Here is an 18,312-nt window from a genome sequence, read left to right as displayed (position 1 = left end):
GATACTCTCCGCAGAGGATGAAAAGCTGTTTCTGTTCGCTTTTCCAAAAGTGATCTATCCGCTATAATGGCAAACGAGAAGGTGAACACGTGTATAAAGGAAAAGTTGCGGTTAGAAAAATCGTAGAATTTATTTTGCGCAGAGGCGATATTGATAGCCGCAAAGTCAGTAATCATACCGCACAAGAAGGCGCCCGTATCCATCGCCAACTACAAAAAGAGGCTGGGGATGCGTATCAAAAAGAAGTCTTTTTCAAACGAGAAAGCCAAATTGAGAAAGATTCGATCACTGTCGAAGGACGTGCCGATGGTCTCTTTTTTGATGCAGCTGTTAATTCTTGGGTGATCGATGAGATCAAAACTTCAGAACCAGCTTTCGAAGATATCCCTGAAGATCAAATCGATTTGTTTTTTGCCCAGGGAATGGTTTATGCTTATTTGTTTTTACTACAAGAAAATGAACAAGCAGCGCTTAATGACAGTGAAAAACAAGAGAAACCAGAAGCAGAAGCAGAAGCTACTGCTGATGGAGAAAATGATCCGAGGAGACCCATCGATCGGATCGCCGTACAATTGACTTATTATCAAACCACTGAAAAGCTGACCACCCGTACGAGAAGAACATTTCAGTTCTCAGAATTAGCTGTTTTTTATGAAGAATTACTTCAGGAATATCATAAATGGTTAGTTTTTCAAGAGAATTGGCGCCGTGTCCGCAATACGTCTTTGCAGCTGCTGTCTTTTCCCTTTGAAACCTTTCGCAAAGGGCAGCGAGAGTTAGCAGCAGCGGCGTATAAAACACTAAAAAATGGCAAGCGACTTTTTGCGGAAGCGCCAACGGGAACTGGAAAAACCATGTCAACGCTGTTTCCCGCATTAAAAGTTCTCGGGGAAGAAGGGGCAGATCGGGTCTTTTATCTGACGGCGAAGACGATCACCAGACAAGTGGCTGAAGATGCGTTGAGCAAGTTAGCAGACAACGGTAGTGAAACCAAGAGTGTCACGATCACTGCCAAAGATAAAATTTGCTTTCTGGATGAACGAAATTGTACGCCAGAGCATTGTCCTTATGCACAAGGTTATTACAATCGAATCAACGAAGCTTTGTGGGATCTGTTGCATCACGAAAACCAAATAACCCGAGAAGTAATCGAGACTTATGGAATGAAGCATACGGTTTGTCCCTTTGAGCTTTCACTGGATGTCAGTGTCTTTTGCGATGTCATTATTGGTGATTATAATTATTTGTTTGATCCAACCGTTTATTTACGGAGATTTTTTGAAGAGCCAGACGAAGAGTATTTCTTTTTAGTGGATGAAGCCCATAACTTAGTTAATCGTTCGAAAGAAATGTATTCTGCAACGATCTCCCGACAGCCATTTAAGGAATTAAAGAAGAAGCTGCCGAAGGATCAACAGAAATTAAAACGCGCACTAAACAGAGTTGATAAAGAATTTGCGGCTTTAGCCCAATTAGCAAAAGAGGAAGGATGGTCATACCACCATCAAGCAGCTCCCCATGAAACAATGGTCAATCAGCTATACAAATTAGCTGAATTGATGAAGGAATGGTTGCCGGCAAATCCTGAGCATGAATTGCAAGAAGAAGTGCTGCAAGTGTATTTTGAAGCCAACCATTATTTGAAGATTAGTGAATTTTATGATGATCACTACGAAACGACGGTGGAGATCGACCGCTATGATATCAAACTACGGCAATTTTGCATCGAACCAGCGCCGTTTTTGGAATCCGTGTTAGATAAGGGCAAGGCCAGCCTGTTGTTTTCTGCGAGCTTTACCCCTTTGTCGTATTATCAAGAAGTATTAGGTGGCGGCGATGAAGCTTTGCGCTATCGCTTGCCAAGTCCTTTTGATCCGAAAAATCAGGGGATTTTTATTGCGGACTATATTCAAACGACGTATCGCCAACGTGAAGCCAGCATTCCTGCGATCGTTGATGCGATCCAGCAAATGACGGCAGCGAAAGCGGGAAACTATATGGTCTTTTTCCCATCTTATCGTTACTTGGATGAGGTGGCGGCAGCATTTTCTCAACAGGCGCCAGAGGTGGAGGTCTTGATTCAGGGGACTGCTATGAACGAAGCAGAGCGCGAGGCGTTTCTTGCGCAGTTTCAATCTTTTGACTCGCAACAATCATCCTTGCTGGATAAAAGTCAAGACGAACCAAAGAGTCAACCAAAAATATTGGTGGCATTTTGTGTCCTTGGAGGAATTTTTTCTGAAGGGATCGACCTAAAAGGCGATCGCTTGATCGGTGCAGCAGTGGTAGGAGTCGGACTGCCGCAAATCAATCACGAGCAAGAATTGATTCGGGAATATTACGATGAGAAAAAGGCAGCTGGCTTTGCGTATGCCTATCAGCTGCCAGGGATGAATAAAGTCCTGCAAGCAGCCGGTCGAGTGATTCGGGATGTCAGCGATCGTGGCGTGGTGTTATTGCTGGATCAGCGCTTTCGGACACCGCGTTACCAAGAACTTTTCCCACTGCATTGGCAGCATGCCTTGCAGATTCGTCGGCCGCAAGAGTTATCAAAGGCATTGACTCATTTTTGGCAAGAAAAAAACTAGAAGCAGAGCTTTCAAGAGCGGTTGCGCAAAATCAGTAGATAAAGCTGATTTTGCCTAACCATCACGTTAGACTCTGTTCTAGTTTTTTTGATTAGCGATAATTTGTAAATTGTAAATCGATCGTCAGGGGCAGTTTACGCAACAATTGGATCACCTCTTGCAGATCGTCACGACTTTTGCCTGTTACCCGAATTTGATTGTCTTGAATTTGGGTTTTAACTTTTAGCTTGGCGTTTTTGATCGCTGTCGTTATTTTTTTGGCGTTTTCTTTATCGATGCCATTGATCAATTCTGCCGTTTGACGAGCTTTTGCCCCCAAGGCATGCTCCGTTTCGCCAAATTGAATATTTTTCGTTGGTACATTCCGTTTGATCAGCTTCGCAAAGAGCACATCTTTGATTTGCTCCAACTTAAATTCGTCATCTCCAACGATCGTCAGTTTGCCCTCAGTCATCTTGATTTCTACTGTGGAGCCTTTAAAATCAAATCGGTTTTTCAATTCTTTTTCCGCCTGTTGAATGGCGTTTTTCACTTCTTCTGTGTTGATCTCAGATACGACATCAAAACTTGCTTCTTTTGCCAAAATCAATCACTCCTCTCATCTCTTACCTATGATTTTAACATGGAGGCGAACGATGCGGGAATGAAAAGTAAATTTTTGCAAATAATTGTTTCATTTTTTCACACAAACTGCTATTCTTTGGAAGGAGATTTTTAGTGAAGGAGCTAGATCATTGTGAGTAAGTTATTAACGAAGCACGAACAATCAGAACGATTGAAAAAAATAGGGGTTATTTTGCTGTCAGGTATTACTGCAGCCATTGCTTTAAATTTCTTTTTGATTCCCGCAAACGTTCTTTCTGCTGGGATGAACGGGGTCGCCCAATTGATCGTGGCACTTGCCTTGGAACATTTTGGCGTTCACCTTAGTACAGGGCTGTTTATTTTCCTCTTAAACTTGCCTATCTTTGTTCTCGGGTTCATCAAACTCGGGAAATCATCGACACTATTGAGCTTTATCAATGTCGTTGTCGTTTCCGTCTTAACGATGATCCTTCCGCAAGGAGCGATCACTGACAATATTTTGGTTAACGCTTTGCTAGGTGGCGTACTGTTGGGCGTCGGCGTTGCGTTTTCACTGAAAATGGGTTTTACCACCGGCGGAATGGATATCCTTTCGTTGATATTATCAAAAACGACTGGAAAAACAGTCGGTAAATATATGTTTATTTTAAACGGCATCATTGTCATGGTCTCAGGTTTCGTCTTTTCTTGGGAAAGTGCCTTGTACACGATCATTTCGATTTTCGCGATGAGCTACGTTGTGGACATGCTGCACACAAGTCATCAAAAGGTAACGGCAATGATTATTACGACCAATGCGGAAGCTGTTGGGAAAAATATTTCTAAGCATGTGTTTCGCGGCATGACTTTGTTCCCCTCAGTCGGAGGGTATTCAGGCGTACCTGGCAATATGATCATGATGGTCGTGACGCGCTACGAGATCTACGATTTAGAACAAGCCGTTTTAGAAGCTGACGGCAATGCGTTTATTAATTTTGTGCCGACCCAATCGATTACAGGCCGTTTTGCGACAGATGATGAACAACGGACCTTTAAAACGACAGGGGTCTTCCCAGAACTGAAAATACACAAGAAAAGCCGGCCATAATCAAGGATCGTCCATTTACAAATCTTGCAAAAGAAGGTATTATTTGAAACAAGAATTAAAGGAGGTCTTCAACCGTGGCATATACTGAAGTAGAAGCAGAAGCAATCAAAGAGCGTGTCTTGGCTGCCTTGGAAACCGTGATTGACCCTGAGTTGGGGATTGATATAGTGAATCTAGGCTTAGTTTATGAAGTCGAATTTGATGCAGAAACAGGCAATACCGTAATCAAAATGACCTTAACAACAATGGGCTGTCCCTTAGCCGACGTATTGACTGAATCGATACACGAAGCACTAAGCGATATTCCAGAAGTCAAAAATCCAGAGGTAAAATTAGTCTGGTATCCCGCTTGGACGACCGATAAAATGAGTCGTTACGCACGGATTGCTTTGGGGATTCGTTAAGGATTTTCAATCATAGAAAGTTGTTTCATATTTGTTAACTAGATGGAACAAGCTGTTTTCTTAGGTGTCGGACAGTTGGCAAAATGAGGATATAAACACAGAACTCTTTTATTAACTTTGAAAAAGTTGGTAGAAGAGTTTTTTTATAGAATACTTTCTTAAATAAACAGTTACTTGGTGAAAAAGTTATGCTTTTTTACTAAAAGCATTAAAGAAAATCATATATTTTTAAACCTGAAAGCTCAACGTATTTTCCATTCATATGACAACTCAAAGTGAGTTAGTATTTAACTTTGCCGAAATAGTAATACTTTCTATAAACCTTCGATCATTTTGACAAAAAAAGAGCACAGAATAAATTCTTATTCATCCACATTGATAACCTTAAGGTGCATCCCAGAAAACATGTCTAAAGAAAAGTTACTGAATTTAGTCAGAGACTTTGGGATACGATGAATTTTCCTTAAGGAGTCAATGTAGAATGAAGAAGGATGATTCTAGGAATGTTTTTTCAAAGGTCATGTGATTTCATCCTATCAACTGACTCTTGGTTAACAAATATACAAATGTGTTCTATGCAACCATACATATAGGAAAACGATAGCCAAACTACAGTTTCGGTCAATCATTTAGCGAGTTACATATTTTTATTAGAGATTCGAGATTAATTAATTGAATTAATGTATAATTATAGTTAAGTTGTAAAAATGATTTGGTTGATTCCCTTGATCATAAAAACAAAAAAGGAGTGTGTTTTGTGGATTTTCTATTTACTTTATTTGCTTTTATTTTCGTCGCAGTTATCTTATATCATATTGTCGAATTCTTAAAGGATCAATCTACGCCAGAAGTGGCAGTACTTGCCACGCTAGTAGACAAACGAATGACTAGTAGCACGAATATTGCTGCAAACGGCTTTACGAATCAATCCATTACCTATTATCTTTTATTTGAAATCGCAAGTGGCGAAAGATTAGAATTTAAAGTAGGGTATGGAAAATACAAATTATACGTCATCGGAGATACTGGAGTGTTGAGGTATCAAAGAAAAAGGTTTAATTCACTTGATAGGTAAAAAATTTGTATGTATATAGTATTTGTTTATTCGTTTTCAATTTCAAAAAAAGTTGAACAGTCAATTAAAAAACTCCTATTCAAGTGTCTTATCAATTGAAATGATTTGAATTGTACGCTTTCGATGGAAAACGCCAGTATCATCGAGTAACACTTGAGAATTTCTACTTATGAGGTCGCATAAATAAAACCAAAACCGAAGGAAATTTCCTGCGAGGAATGGCTTAATTTAGTTCACCCATTCGATTTATTGGTGGAAGTGATGAGCTACGGATCGTTTTTAAATACTCATAAATAGAATAGATTGCTTCACCAAAATCTCGTGACTCATTGTTACGAGGTTTTTTGTTTTTTACGTGACTTCAGAAATAATTGCAAAAAGGAAAAATCGTTCTTGGTTTTTCACAAACATTTTCTCCTTCAAGTAACAAATATGGAACTTGAAATGCTAAAAGTGTTACTTGTGAGGTACATCCGACGCACCTTACAATGAACATGTAAAATAAGAAAGAATGAATGGAGTTGAACGTTTGTGAAAAAAATGAAGGCTGCGTTGATGTATGGACCAGGAGATATTCGCTATGAACAAGTAGAGCGACCCTGCTGTCCAGAAGGAGGTTTTCTATTGAAGGTTAAGGCAGTTGGTCTGTGCGGATCTGATATTCGCAATTTGCTGACTGATTCAAAAGCGGGGCGCTACCCTCATATTTATGGACACGAAATCGTTGGTGAAATCGTCGAAATTGATGAAAATGTGACGAAGTATCAAAGAGGGCAGATGGTTTATGTATACCCTATGGCTCATTGCCTACGTTGCGAAAATTGTCGTAATGGGAAGCACGAATGTTGTACGGAAGCTGAAAGTTACACCGATCTTCAAGGCGGTTTTGCAGAGTATATAGCATATAGTGCTACAAGAGTAGAACGAGGAGCAATTTTTGAAGTGCCAGAAGGACGAGAGCCTATCGCTGCAACATTAGCTGAACCCTTATCCTCCACTTATGCATGCATGGAGAATATTCAGGTTTCGTTAGGTGATTCGGTCGTCATTATTGGTGCAGGTCCAATTGGGGTCTTTTTAGCGATTCTAGCAAGGATTCGTGGAGCAAGTAAGGTGATCGTGATTGATAAAAATGCTGACAGACTAGCTCTTATGGAAGCGTTTGGTGTAGATCATAGGATCGATTCTTCAAAAGAAGATCCTGTTGAAAAGGTGAAAGAGTATACGAATGGACATGGCGCACATAAAGTGATTTCAGCCAATCCATCAATAGAAGCACAGCAACAAAGTATTTTTATGGCTAGAAAATGTGGGACTGTCGTCTTTTTTGGTGGTGTAGCAAAGAATCAACTAACGCCTATAGATACGAATGCAGTTCATTATAACAATCTCTGGATTTATGGTCATTATGGTGCAAATAGTATTCAAGTCGAAAAAGCTTTCCATTTATCCTTATCAGATCAGTTTCCTGCTGAAAAAATTATTTCTCATGTGTTGCCTTTAACTGACATCAATCAGGCCATCGAATTGACAAGAGAAGGGAAGGCGTTAAAAGTCGTTTTACTACCAGAAGAAGAGTATAAAATTCATTCTATATTGAAATCTCAAAAATAGAGTAAGGAAAGGAGGAGAAAGAAAATGAATAAAAAAATTGAGATCTATATTGCCTGTGGTAGTGGGATTGCCACTTCCACAGTTGTTCAAGAGAAAGTCAAACAAATCTTGGCTCAGAGCAACATTCAGGCTTCCATCACCAAAGGGAATATTAGTCAAATTCCCTCAAAAGCAGAAACGGTGGATTTAATCTTGGTGACTACTCGATATGTCAAGCCAGTAAAAGTACCGATTCTTCCTGTTTTCAGTTTGATCTCTGGAATCAACGAAGAGCAGACCGCGCAGAAAATCGTTGAAGAGTGCCATCGAATTATTAAAGGGGGATAAAAATGGAAGCTGTATTATCAGTTATTCAGAACATCATGGATATGGGGGCATCGGTTATGCTACCCGTTGTCATTTTTATTTTGAGCTGTGTCTTTAGGATGAAAATTGGCAAAGCGCTAAAAACAGGGCTTTTAGTCGGCATCGGCTTTCAAGGGTTGGGACTTGTTGTAGGACTCCTTGGTACTTCCTTGCAACCAGCCATCGATTATTATCAGGAAATGGGATCAGGATATACCACGATGGATGTTGGCTGGGCTGCTGTTGGAGCGGCTTCGTGGTCAGTACCTTTTGCAGCGATTGCTATTTTGATGATCGTGGGGTTGAATGTATTGTTTATTCTTTTGAAATGGACAACGGTCATGAATGTCGACATTTGGAACTATATTCATTTTTTGATTCCTGGAGCATTAGCGTATGCCTTGTTTGATAGTTTTTGGCTAGGTTTGACTGTTACGGTTGGCTTATCAATTGTCACTTTATTCGTGGCTCAGTGGTTTGCTCCTAGATGGGAGGCGTATTACGGACTGGAAGGCACGACTTGTACGACATTTTCATTTATTACATTCGCTTATCCTTTTGGACTATTAGTAAATAAACTGATCGATCTGATTCCTGTTCTTAACAAAATCGATATCAGTTTGGAAAAAGTGGAAAGTAAAATTGGTTTTTTTGGAGATCCAGCAGTTATCGGTTTGTTGGTGGGAACTTTTCTAGGCGTATTGACACGCCAAGAATTTACGGTAGCGATTTCTATGGGGGTTGGAGTTTCGGCGGTGCTAGTACTGATACCCAAAATGGTCTCTGTTATGATGGAAGGCTTGACTGCGATCGGAGAAGCTGCCAAAGAATTTATGAAGAAACATATTGGCGAAGGGAAAAAATTATATATTGGAATGGACATTGCTCTTGGTCTTGGAGATCCGACAGCGATCACAACGACAGTGATTCTGATTCCGATAGCAATATTCTTAGCATTTATTATCCCTGGTATGCATTATTTTCCAGTAGGTGTTTTAACAGTAATCGTATATATGATTCCACTGCTAGCATTAGCATCAAATGGCAATCTTTTTCGAACACTCGTCACTGGCTTTTTCTTCTTAGTCATCGTTCTAATTGGAACAAACACCTTTGCACCTGAAGCAACCGAAATGATGAATGCGACCGGTGTGCCTGTGGAAGGTGTTGTGACAGATAGTTTCTGGGGCTACAATTTAGCAAATATTATAATCAGCTTATTTCATCGAATCGTTGGGTAATTGACCGAATGAATAAACGAATTATTGACAAAATAAATGGCTTAGTGGGAGAGAAATAGTGTATGAAATTTAAAGCAATCGAATTGAATGAGCGCTCAAATATAGAAGTGATTAAACAATGCGGACTTGAGCTGCTTAACGAAGGGATCGTCGGGAATAGTTTTATTGAGTCTTGTATCGAACGCGAACATCATTTTCCTACTGGTTTGCCAGTTGACCCGCCAGTTGCGATTCCACATACCTTTGATCCCTCTGTGAAAGAATCTTCTGTTTGTTATGCAAGACTAAAAAAGCCTGTGACTTTTAAACAGATGGATACTCAAGTAGACGAATTAGCAGTCGAACATGTATTTTGCATGGCACTAAAAGATGAGCATACCTATATTGATTTTCTTCAAAAATTGATTTTAAGCATCCAGTCTCAAAATTTTATTGTTCAATTAAGCAAGTGTGAACCTGAAAACCTTGTTGATTTTCTAAGAGAGAATTTGTCTATTCATTAAGGAGGAGTGCTGTGAGGAAAATTACTGCTGAAATCATCTATCTCCTACTATATAACAAAATAACGAAAATTAGATTGGAGCAACTTTATAAAAACTTGAATCTCTCGCCAAAGAAATTCACGAGTGAAATCAAAGTCATGAACTCGTTTCTAAATACTCACGATATGCCGCAAGTGAAAATTGAAAGCGGATACTTACGGGTTCCTGATGAACTAGATTTGTCAGAAGCTTATCGGCTTGTTTTAGAATTGTCCCCTTACGACTATTCCTTGAATCCTGATGAAAGACGCACATTACTTCTGATCAATTTATTGATAACAGAAGATGTTCTTACGATGGATCATTTTGCTGATTTGTTTTACGTCAGTCGATTAACAATCATCCGCGATATCAATACGTTCAAAAAACAAGAAGTGATCATGAGTAAATATATCGAAACGCTTAGGGGTGAAGGGGTTATCCTTAAGATGAATCAATCGGAGAAAAGAGAGTATTTGTTTACATTGTTTTTAGAAAATATAGACGCAAAAGGATACATCAATTATGTCGGAATGCAAATCCTTCGGGCATTTGACGGGTCAATGGAGTATTTAGACTTTTTGGGATTCATTTTTAACGAGTTAAAGTATGCAGAAAAGTATCAGCAGTTTGATCTTTTCGTCTATATTTTTATCGTTATCAATATGCCTCGCAAAGAACAAGGTGAATCTCCCAAATTTGTCGTTATGTCGGAAAACCTGAGCATACTCATCGATCAAATTGAAAAAAGATTTGATCGAACGATCTCTTTCGAAGACAAACAGGCAATAGCAGAATTTTGTCATTTGAAAAAGCGAAAAAATGCGAAGGATGCTGAATTGTATAATTTGGTCATCTATTTTCTGAATAAAATTGATGAAGATTTAGGGACGACTCTAAAGTACGAATTTGACTTAATTTCTGATCTATACAATCACTTACAAATTATTGAAGAAGAGAACATTATTTTGGATATTGAAAATATCGGTCTTTTGCGGCATCAGTTTATGGATATTATCGTAGCTGTAAGGGCTAATAGTGGTGTCATTGAAAACTACCTGTCCCGATCCTTCAATGAATCATTTATTACTACAATCGCTATTTATATCGCAACTGCCTTAACCCGACAAGAATATAAGATGAGCAAAATCGATATCTGGATCGTGTGTGAAAATTTATCGATAGCGAAAATGATTGCTATGAAAATTAGTCGATACAAGCAGTTCAAAATTATGAATGTGCTAACATTTGGTACTTATCGTAAGATGTGCTTCCGTCAAAAAGCCAATCGTTTAATCTTAACTGCTGATTCTTTGCCTTTTTTGGAAGAGGATGTTTTAAGAATAACACCTTTTGTGACCCAAGAAGATATCCAAAAAATAGTAAAGATGGTTGACCGTTTGTTTACGATTAATGAAGAAGAGACTGAAGAAAAATTTGTTCAATTTGTCCAACAACCACAAAGGAGATTGCATGATTACTTGTTAAATTCGCATGTTATCAGAATCGACCAAAAATGTTCTTGGGAGCGTTCTTTACGCTTAGCAGGGGAAGTATTGACACAAAATGAGTGTATCGAGCAGAGCTATGTAGAAGAAGTCGTTGAAAACGTGAAACAAAATGGACCTTATATCGTAATAAGTGAAGGTGTTGCTTTAGCTCATGCGAACAATCGGGGAAATGTCCACCGTAGCACGATTAGCCTTTTGACGAATAAACAAAAAATCTCTTACGGATCTGAGGATTATTTTCAAGTGACTTATGTTTTCTTCGTCGCTCTTGTAAGAAGTGAAGAATACTTAGAAATTGTTGAAGATATAATGTTTCTTGGGAAATATGGATTAATTGAAAAATATTTACGTTTTAGACAGGAGGAAGCCGATGGATTATTTAGAAGAACGGAAATTCATATGTAAGATCGCCAAATCTTTATTTGACAGGAAGCTAACGGATGCTGCTGGTGGCAATATCTCTATAAAAGTTTCAGAAGATCATTTCTTGATGACGCCTACTTTGGCATCTGTTCAGTATCTTTGGGAATTAGAGGCAGCGCAAATTCTTTTGGTAGATAAGAAACTATCCCTCATCGAAGGTACTGGTCGCTTGACCAGGGAAATCAATATGCATATGAGTTTTTATCACTCAGATCCACGGATAAAAGCAGTGATTCATGCTCATCCATTAAATTTGATGGTTTACAGTTGTATAGGGACTGATATGCCCATCGTCTGTGAAAACCTTCGTTTCGGACCGGATGCGATCCGTTGTTTGGATTATGCACCTGCAACAACTGAAAAGTTAGCACACTTTGTTGGTGACTACTCTAAAAACATAGCGACAAATAAAGAAAGACTACCATATGGAATGTTACTGCGAGAACATGGGGTAATTGTTGGAGCCACTAATTTGGCTTTTGCAAATGATTATCTGGAAAGACTAGAAACAAATGCTTATGTGCATTTACATTCGCAAGCGCTTCTCCAGCAGGGCTATGAATATTATACTGATAAAACAAACGTTACCTATGAATCCCATGAATGAAGATTGGAGGAGAGTAGATGAGGGCTGGTTTCTTAATTGGACTGAATGAATTTGAGATTCGAGAAATGGATGTTCCACAATGCCATCAGAATGAAGTGATTGTAAAAGTTGAAGCTTCAGGAATCTGTGGGTCAGATATCCACAAAATGAGTAAAGGTTGGAAATACCAGTTACCTATGATCATGGGGCACGAGATGGCTGGGACTATTGTAAAAGTTGGTCGTTCTGTTCATCATTTAAAAAAAGACGATCGAGTTGCTGTTGTCCCATTTATTCCTTGTCATAACTGTGCATATTGTGCTATCGGGAAGTATCAATTATGCACGGACTATATCATGATGGGTTCGCAACGGTTTGGAGGATTTGCTGAATACGTCTCCGTGCCAGCGAGGAATATCGTGAAAATAGGAACTAAGTTGACGTTTGAAGAAGCGTCCATGATTGAGCCTCTTGCTGTCTCAGCGCATGGTGTTTATGGAATCGAACCTAGAGTGGGCGATGTCGTTGCCGTTTTTGGGTTAGGAACGATTGGGTTGCTGACGATCCAATGGTTAAAAATTGCGGGTGTGAAAACGATCATTGGCATTGATATTCAATCAGAGAAACTGGAACAAGCATTAGATTTAGGTGTCACCGATACGATCGATCCTAGTGTTCAAGACCTTGAAAAAGAGATTTCTCGGATAACGGATGGTTTAGGCGTAGATATTGCAATGGAATGTGCAGGTACTAAAATAACCGAAGAACAATGTCTCTTAGTGACAAAAAAGACGGGAAAATTGGATTTCAAGGGATCACTTATTCTGATGTTTTGATTAAGCAACGGGCATTTGAAAAAACTTTCGCAGTGAATTAACCATTAAGGGTTTTTGGAATAGCTATTGTGCGCCTTTCCCAGGCAAAGAATGGTTTGATTCACTCACCTTTTTAGAAAGCGGACGCTTAAGTGCCAGTCATATGATTTCCCATCGCTTTCCGTTAGAATATCTTCAAAGAGCATTTGATTTAGCGGTAAATAGAAGTGAAAGCTTTAATAAAATCATGATCATGCTCTAAAAACTAAACATTTGATTACAGCACAAACAGATTGTTTTCAAAAACCATTTTTATTCAGCAAGCTTTAACAAGCTGCTATGGATATGGTTTTTTGATTTGCTACAGTGATTAAATAGGTTGCTCCTTCTAAAACCTGTCCCAATCAAAGACACCGTTGCATTTTCAGAAATGAAACGGTAAACTAGTTGAAAAGATTGGAGGAATGAATCAATGATAGCTACGAATTTTGGGAAATTTACATACGAAAATCCGTTTATGAACGCCTCAGGAGTACATTGTATGACGATCGAGGAATTAGATGAATTAGCGGTATCAGCAGCTGGATCATTTGTCACAAAGAGTGCAACGCTAGAAGCACGTGCCGGAAATCCAGAACCACGTTATACCGATTTACCCTTAGGAAGCATCAATTCGATGGGATTACCAAATCTAGGGGTGGACTACTACTTAGATTATGCCATCAAAAAACAGCAGGAAATGACTCAGCAAGCGCCTTTCTTTTTCTCTGTCGCTGGTATGAGTGTGGCTGAAAACATTGAGTTATTGAAGAAGATCCAAGAAAGTGATTTTGAAGGAATCACTGAGTTGAATCTTTCTTGTCCAAACGTGCCAGGAAAACCACAAGTTGCCTATGATTTTCCTTTGACCGATCAAATTCTTGAAACAGTCTTTGGTTTTTTCACAAAACCTTTAGGTGTCAAATTGCCGCCATACTTTGATTTGGCTCACTTTGATGAGATGGCTAAGATATTAAACAAGTATCCGTTAACCTACATCAATTCAATCAATAGTATTGGGAATGCTTTATTCATCGATCCTGCTACTGACTCGGTAGTCATCAAACCAAAAGGTGGTTTTGGTGGTCTCGGAGGCGAATATGTGAAACCAACGGCATTAGCCAATGTGCGGGCTTTCTATACACGTCTCAAGCCAGAAATCAAAATTATTGGTACAGGTGGGATTCGTAATGGTCAAGATGCGTATGAGCATTTGTTGTGTGGTGCCTCTATGTTGCAGATCGGCACAGAGTTGCAAAAAGAAGGGCCGGCGATCTTTGAACGATTGACGAAAGAATTAGAAACGATCATGAAAGAAAAAGGATATCAATCAATCAGTGAATTTCAAGGCAAACTAAAAACGATTGATTAAAACGACTTTCTATCATCGTCTGTTTCTTTTTATAGAAGAAAGTCATAGAAGAAAGGTGGGGTTAAATGGAGAAATTTCGTAAAACAACTGAGGGCGATTTAACGGAGTTAATGGCGCTGATTGAGGAAGGAATTGCTTTTTTAAAAGCTCAAGGATCACCACAATGGCAAAATGGCTATGGCCCAAAAGAAACTCAAATCAAAGAAGATATTGCAAAAGGTGAAAGCTATGTGTTAGTGAAAGATGGGAAAATCGCAGCGTCTGCGGCACTGGTTTCTGGTGATGATCCTGTCTACAACGCAATTACCGGCGCAGGGTGGGATGGAAACGGTCCGTATCTGTCCATTCATCGCGTCGTTGTCAGTTCTCATTTTAAAGGGCAAAAGTTAAGTGCCAAATTGCTGCAAGCTCTTGAAGTGGTTGCATTAGAGCAAGGAATCGTTGATTTGCGTATCGATACGTATAAAGCCAATATTGGGATGCAAAAGAATATTCAAGCAGCTGGCTATCAATATAAAGGAGAGGTAACATTTCCTTTTCCGAATGGAGAGCGATTGGCTTTTCAAAAACGTTTGATCACAAACTAAACATTCTTTTTCCATTCTTGTCACTTGGCTGAAAGAATGGAAAAGGTGTGTCAAAGTGAATTTTTGGTATGAAAATGTGGATAATGGTTGTCAGAATCCTTTCGGCTTGCTAAGATAAGCACGTAAAGGACGGTGCCAAATGAAGAAAAGAATCAAAAAGAAAAAAGCTTATAAAAAATACATCCATGATATTTTTGCAGGTTATGAAGAAATGCTTGAAAATCCAGCGATCGATGAGAAGAAGTTCTCTTATTTGAAAGAAGAAACAACCTTAAAACGAGACGATCAAAATCAAATCCGTTTCCGTACGATCGATATTGATTAAACTACCTTTTGGGTAGTTTTTTTCTTTGTTTTTGTTAATTGGAAAAATTTCAGAAAAAAAGCTTGCTCTTTCATTCATAGAATGATAAAGTATTCAACGTTGGCAATTGAGCCAGCGGGTCAAAACAACAGTTGAAAAATCTTCAAAAAAGACTTGACCAAAAATAAAACAGATGATATTATAACGAAGTAGCAATAATAAAACAGTTAATCAATGTTGATACATCAACAAAATTAATTGGAAAAAGTTGTTGACAAATAACAAATTATTTGTTATTCTAATTAAGTCGCTGAGGCAGCCGCTACGAAGTTGAAAAACAACGAGCGAAAAAAACTTTTAAAAAAAGAGTTGACAATCAAATGTCGCTCTGATACGATATAAAAGTTGCTAACGCAGCACGATAGACCTTTGAAAACTGAACAAAGCAAGCAAACGAACCAATGTGTAGGACGTTTCAATTTATTGAAACAAATACATGCAAGCAATAGCTAGCAAAGTTAATTTTTATGAGCTTAATGACCGTATGGTCATTCAAACAAATCATTATGAGAGTTTGATCCTGGCTCAGGACGAACGCTGGCGGCGTGCCTAATACATGCAAGTCGAACGCTTTTTCTTTCACCGGAGCTTGCTCCACCGAAAGAAAAAGAGTGGCGAACGGGTGAGTAACACGTGGGTAACCTGCCCATCAGAAGGGGATAACACTTGGAAACAGGTGCTAATACCGTATAACACTATTTTCCGCATGGAAGAAAGTTGAAAGGCGCTTTTGCGTCACTGATGGATGGACCCGCGGTGCATTAGCTAGTTGGTGAGGTAACGGCTCACCAAGGCAACGATGCATAGCCGACCTGAGAGGGTGATCGGCCACACTGGGACTGAGACACGGCCCAGACTCCTACGGGAGGCAGCAGTAGGGAATCTTCGGCAATGGACGAAAGTCTGACCGAGCAACGCCGCGTGAGTGAAGAAGGTTTTCGGATCGTAAAACTCTGTTGTTAGAGAAGAACAAGGATGAGAGTAAAATGTTCATCCCTTGACGGTATCTAACCAGAAAGCCACGGCTAACTACGTGCCAGCAGCCGCGGTAATACGTAGGTGGCAAGCGTTGTCCGGATTTATTGGGCGTAAAGCGAGCGCAGGCGGTTTCTTAAGTCTGATGTGAAAGCCCCCGGCTCAACCGGGGAGGGTCATTGGAAACTGGGAGACTTGAGTGCAGAAGAGGAGAGTGGAATTCCATGTGTAGCGGTGAAATGCGTAGATATATGGAGGAACACCAGTGGCGAAGGCGGCTCTCTGGTCTGTAACTGACGCTGAGGCTCGAAAGCGTGGGGAGCGAACAGGATTAGATACCCTGGTAGTCCACGCCGTAAACGATGAGTGCTAAGTGTTGGAGGGTTTCCGCCCTTCAGTGCTGCAGCAAACGCATTAAGCACTCCGCCTGGGGAGTACGACCGCAAGGTTGAAACTCAAAGGAATTGACGGGGGCCCGCACAAGCGGTGGAGCATGTGGTTTAATTCGAAGCAACGCGAAGAACCTTACCAGGTCTTGACATCCTTTGACCACTCTAGAGATAGAGCTTCCCCTTCGGGGGCAAAGTGACAGGTGGTGCATGGTTGTCGTCAGCTCGTGTCGTGAGATGTTGGGTTAAGTCCCGCAACGAGCGCAACCCTTATTGTTAGTTGCCATCATTTAGTTGGGCACTCTAGCGAGACTGCCGGTGACAAACCGGAGGAAGGTGGGGATGACGTCAAATCATCATGCCCCTTATGACCTGGGCTACACACGTGCTACAATGGGAAGTACAACGAGTTGCGAAGTCGCGAGGCTAAGCTAATCTCTTAAAGCTTCTCTCAGTTCGGATTGTAGGCTGCAACTCGCCTACATGAAGCCGGAATCGCTAGTAATCGCGGATCAGCACGCCGCGGTGAATACGTTCCCGGGCCTTGTACACACCGCCCGTCACACCACGAGAGTTTGTAACACCCGAAGTCGGTGAGGTAACCTTTTGGAGCCAGCCGCCTAAGGTGGGATAGATGATTGGGGTGAAGTCGTAACAAGGTAGCCGTATCGGAAGGTGCGGCTGGATCACCTCCTTTCTAAGGAATATTTCGGAAGACTACACATCGTTTGCCTTTGTTCAGTTTTGAGAGGTTTACTCTCAAACAAAATTTGTTCATTGAAAACTGGATATCGAAGAAATAATCAAAACAAGTAACACACACCGAGTTGAAATGTTAAAAGAGTTTTTTAATAAGTTCAACGCTTATTTTCTTGAGCAACCTTCTATCGCTAGAAGAAGTACTCAAAACCGACCGTAAGGTCAAAGGTTAAGTGAATAAGGGCGCACGGTGGATGCCTTGGCACTAGGAGCCGATGAAGGACGGGACTAACACCGATATGCTTTGGGGAGCTGTAAGTAAGCTATGATCCAGAGATTTCCGAATGGGGGAACCCAGCATCTTTTATAGGATGTTACGTCTGCGTGAATACATAGCGCAGTCGAGGTAGACGCAGAGAACTGAAACATCTAAGTACCTGCAGGAAGAGAAAGAAAATTCGATTCCCTGAGTAGCGGCGAGCGAAACGGGAAAAGCCCAAACCAACAAGCTTGCTTGTTGGGGTTGTAGGACTCCGATATGGTAGTCTATTCAGATAGTCGAAATACTTGGAAAAGTATGTCAAAGAGGGTAAAAACCCCGTAGGCGAAATTTGGATAACACCTAGGAGGATCCTGAGTACGGCGGAACACGAGGAATTCCGTCGGAATCCGGGAGGACCATCTCCCAAGGCTAAATACTCCCTAGTGACCGATAGTGAACCAGTACCGTGAGGGAAAGGTGAAAAGCACCCCGGAAGGGGAGTGAAATAGATCCTGAAACCGTGTGCCTACAACAAGTTAGAGCCCGTTAATGGGTGATAGCGTGCCTTTTGTAGAATGAACCGGCGAGTTACGATAGCATGCGAGGTTAAGTTGAAGAGACGGAGCCGCAGCGAAAGCGAGTCTGAATAGGGCGAATGAGTATGTTGTCGTAGACCCGAAACCATGTGATCTACCCATGTCCAGGTTGAAGGTGCGGTAAAACGCACTGGAGGACCGAACCCACGTACGTTGAAAAGTGCGGGGATGAGGTGTGGGTAGCGGAGAAATTCCAAACGAACTTGGAGATAGCTGGTTCTCTCCGAAATAGCT

The 18,312-nt window shown here is 40.5% G+C and carries 14 protein-coding genes, 2 rRNA genes and 1 pseudogene (1 of these 17 running past the window's edge); 16 read left to right on the top strand and 1 reads right to left on the bottom strand.

Annotation, left to right across the window (positions count from 1 at the left end; all coding sequences use genetic code 11):
• Positions 1-89: 89 nt before the first annotated feature.
• A complete protein-coding gene (locus IGI73_RS08520) occupies positions 90-2,588 on the top strand; it encodes an ATP-dependent DNA helicase (RefSeq protein ID WP_428207249.1) in 2,499 nt (832 codons plus the stop codon).
• Between the two features lie 91 nt (positions 2,589-2,679).
• On the opposite strand, the gene IGI73_RS08515 is transcribed toward IGI73_RS08520, so the two are convergent.
• A complete protein-coding gene (locus IGI73_RS08515; RefSeq protein WP_005230187.1) occupies positions 2,680-3,171 on the bottom strand; it encodes a YajQ family cyclic di-GMP-binding protein in 492 nt (163 codons plus the stop codon).
• Between the two features lie 153 nt (positions 3,172-3,324).
• Between IGI73_RS08515 and IGI73_RS08510 the strand changes: the two genes are divergently transcribed.
• The 15 genes and pseudogenes from IGI73_RS08510 to IGI73_RS08440 all read left to right on the top strand — a co-directional run.
• Complete coding sequence (locus IGI73_RS08510; RefSeq protein ID WP_005230189.1) at positions 3,325-4,260, top strand: YitT family protein; 936 nt, start codon at positions 3,325-3,327, stop codon at positions 4,258-4,260.
• Positions 4,261-4,334: 74 nt separating this feature from the next.
• A complete protein-coding gene (locus tag IGI73_RS08505) occupies positions 4,335-4,664 on the top strand; it encodes a metal-sulfur cluster assembly factor (protein WP_005231940.1) in 330 nt (109 codons plus the stop codon).
• 757 nt (positions 4,665-5,421) lie between these two features.
• Positions 5,422-5,739 (top strand): DUF2500 domain-containing protein, encoded by a 318-nt coding sequence (locus tag IGI73_RS08500; RefSeq protein WP_015509816.1) that lies wholly within the window; start codon positions 5,422-5,424, stop codon positions 5,737-5,739.
• Between the two features lie 540 nt (positions 5,740-6,279).
• Complete coding sequence (locus IGI73_RS08495) at positions 6,280-7,353, top strand: alcohol dehydrogenase catalytic domain-containing protein (RefSeq protein WP_395997912.1); 1,074 nt, start codon at positions 6,280-6,282, stop codon at positions 7,351-7,353.
• A gap of 24 nt (positions 7,354-7,377) precedes the next feature.
• A complete protein-coding gene (locus IGI73_RS08490) occupies positions 7,378-7,680 on the top strand; it encodes a PTS sugar transporter subunit IIB (protein WP_015509814.1) in 303 nt (100 codons plus the stop codon).
• Between the two features lie 2 nt (positions 7,681-7,682).
• Positions 7,683-8,939 (top strand): PTS transporter subunit IIC, encoded by a 1,257-nt coding sequence (locus IGI73_RS08485; protein ID WP_428207250.1) that lies wholly within the window; start codon positions 7,683-7,685, stop codon positions 8,937-8,939.
• Positions 8,940-9,001: 62 nt separating this feature from the next.
• The gene (locus IGI73_RS08480; RefSeq protein ID WP_428207251.1) at positions 9,002-9,442 is read left to right on the top strand and encodes a PTS sugar transporter subunit IIA; all 441 of its coding nucleotides are present in this window, start codon (positions 9,002-9,004) and stop codon (positions 9,440-9,442) included.
• 11 nt (positions 9,443-9,453) lie between these two features.
• Positions 9,454-11,376 carry a PTS sugar transporter subunit IIA gene (locus tag IGI73_RS08475; protein ID WP_438759182.1) on the top strand — a complete coding sequence of 641 codons (1,923 nt, stop codon included), beginning with the start codon at positions 9,454-9,456 and terminating at the stop codon, positions 11,374-11,376.
• Positions 11,342-12,001 (top strand): class II aldolase/adducin family protein, encoded by a 660-nt coding sequence (locus IGI73_RS08470; RefSeq protein ID WP_428207252.1) that lies wholly within the window; start codon positions 11,342-11,344, stop codon positions 11,999-12,001. The genes IGI73_RS08475 and IGI73_RS08470 overlap by 35 nt, the downstream gene beginning before the upstream one ends.
• 17 nt (positions 12,002-12,018) lie before the next feature.
• A pseudogene (locus IGI73_RS08465) lies at positions 12,019-13,057 on the top strand (galactitol-1-phosphate 5-dehydrogenase).
• Positions 13,058-13,267: 210 nt separating this feature from the next.
• The gene (locus IGI73_RS08460; RefSeq protein ID WP_005230205.1) at positions 13,268-14,206 is read left to right on the top strand and encodes a dihydroorotate oxidase; all 939 of its coding nucleotides are present in this window, start codon (positions 13,268-13,270) and stop codon (positions 14,204-14,206) included.
• A gap of 65 nt (positions 14,207-14,271) precedes the next feature.
• Positions 14,272-14,793 (top strand): GNAT family N-acetyltransferase, encoded by a 522-nt coding sequence (locus IGI73_RS08455; RefSeq protein ID WP_005230207.1) that lies wholly within the window; start codon positions 14,272-14,274, stop codon positions 14,791-14,793.
• Positions 14,794-14,932: 139 nt separating this feature from the next.
• On the top strand, positions 14,933-15,118 hold the full coding sequence (locus IGI73_RS08450) for a hypothetical protein (RefSeq protein WP_005230211.1): 186 nt from the start codon (positions 14,933-14,935) through the stop codon (positions 15,116-15,118).
• A 541-nt stretch (positions 15,119-15,659) separates the two neighbouring features.
• Positions 15,660-17,218, top strand: a 16S ribosomal RNA gene (locus tag IGI73_RS08445).
• A gap of 229 nt (positions 17,219-17,447) precedes the next feature.
• A 23S ribosomal RNA gene (locus IGI73_RS08440) occupies positions 17,448-18,312 on the top strand; it runs 2,050 nt beyond the window's last position.
• Together the 16S and 23S rRNA genes form the textbook arrangement of a ribosomal RNA operon.

Origin of the sequence: Enterococcus sp. DIV0755f, assembly GCF_051713725.1 — a bacterium.
GTDB classification, from domain to species: domain Bacteria; phylum Bacillota; class Bacilli; order Lactobacillales; family Enterococcaceae; genus Enterococcus_D; species Enterococcus_D casseliflavus.
Note: the sequence above shows the minus strand (reverse complement) of the source record. Positions and strands in the feature narration are given on the sequence as shown.

What these genes read in the sequence shown, in the direction of transcription:
- IGI73_RS08455 (WP_005230207.1), top strand. Translation starts at nt 14,272, where the DNA reads ATGGAGAAATTTCGTAAAACAACTGAGGGCGATTTAACGGAGTTAATG.
- IGI73_RS08480 (WP_428207251.1), top strand. Translation starts at nt 9,002, where the DNA reads ATGAAATTTAAAGCAATCGAATTGAATGAGCGCTCAAATATAGAAGTG.
- IGI73_RS08490 (WP_015509814.1), top strand. Translation starts at nt 7,378, where the DNA reads ATGAATAAAAAAATTGAGATCTATATTGCCTGTGGTAGTGGGATTGCC.
- IGI73_RS08495 (WP_395997912.1), top strand. Translation starts at nt 6,280, where the DNA reads ATGAAGGCTGCGTTGATGTATGGACCAGGAGATATTCGCTATGAACAA.
- IGI73_RS08450 (WP_005230211.1), top strand. Translation starts at nt 14,933, where the DNA reads ATGAAGAAAAGAATCAAAAAGAAAAAAGCTTATAAAAAATACATCCAT.
- IGI73_RS08460 (WP_005230205.1), top strand. Translation starts at nt 13,268, where the DNA reads ATGATAGCTACGAATTTTGGGAAATTTACATACGAAAATCCGTTTATG.
- IGI73_RS08470 (WP_428207252.1), top strand. Translation starts at nt 11,342, where the DNA reads ATGGATTATTTAGAAGAACGGAAATTCATATGTAAGATCGCCAAATCT.
- IGI73_RS08485 (WP_428207250.1), top strand. Translation starts at nt 7,683, where the DNA reads ATGGAAGCTGTATTATCAGTTATTCAGAACATCATGGATATGGGGGCA.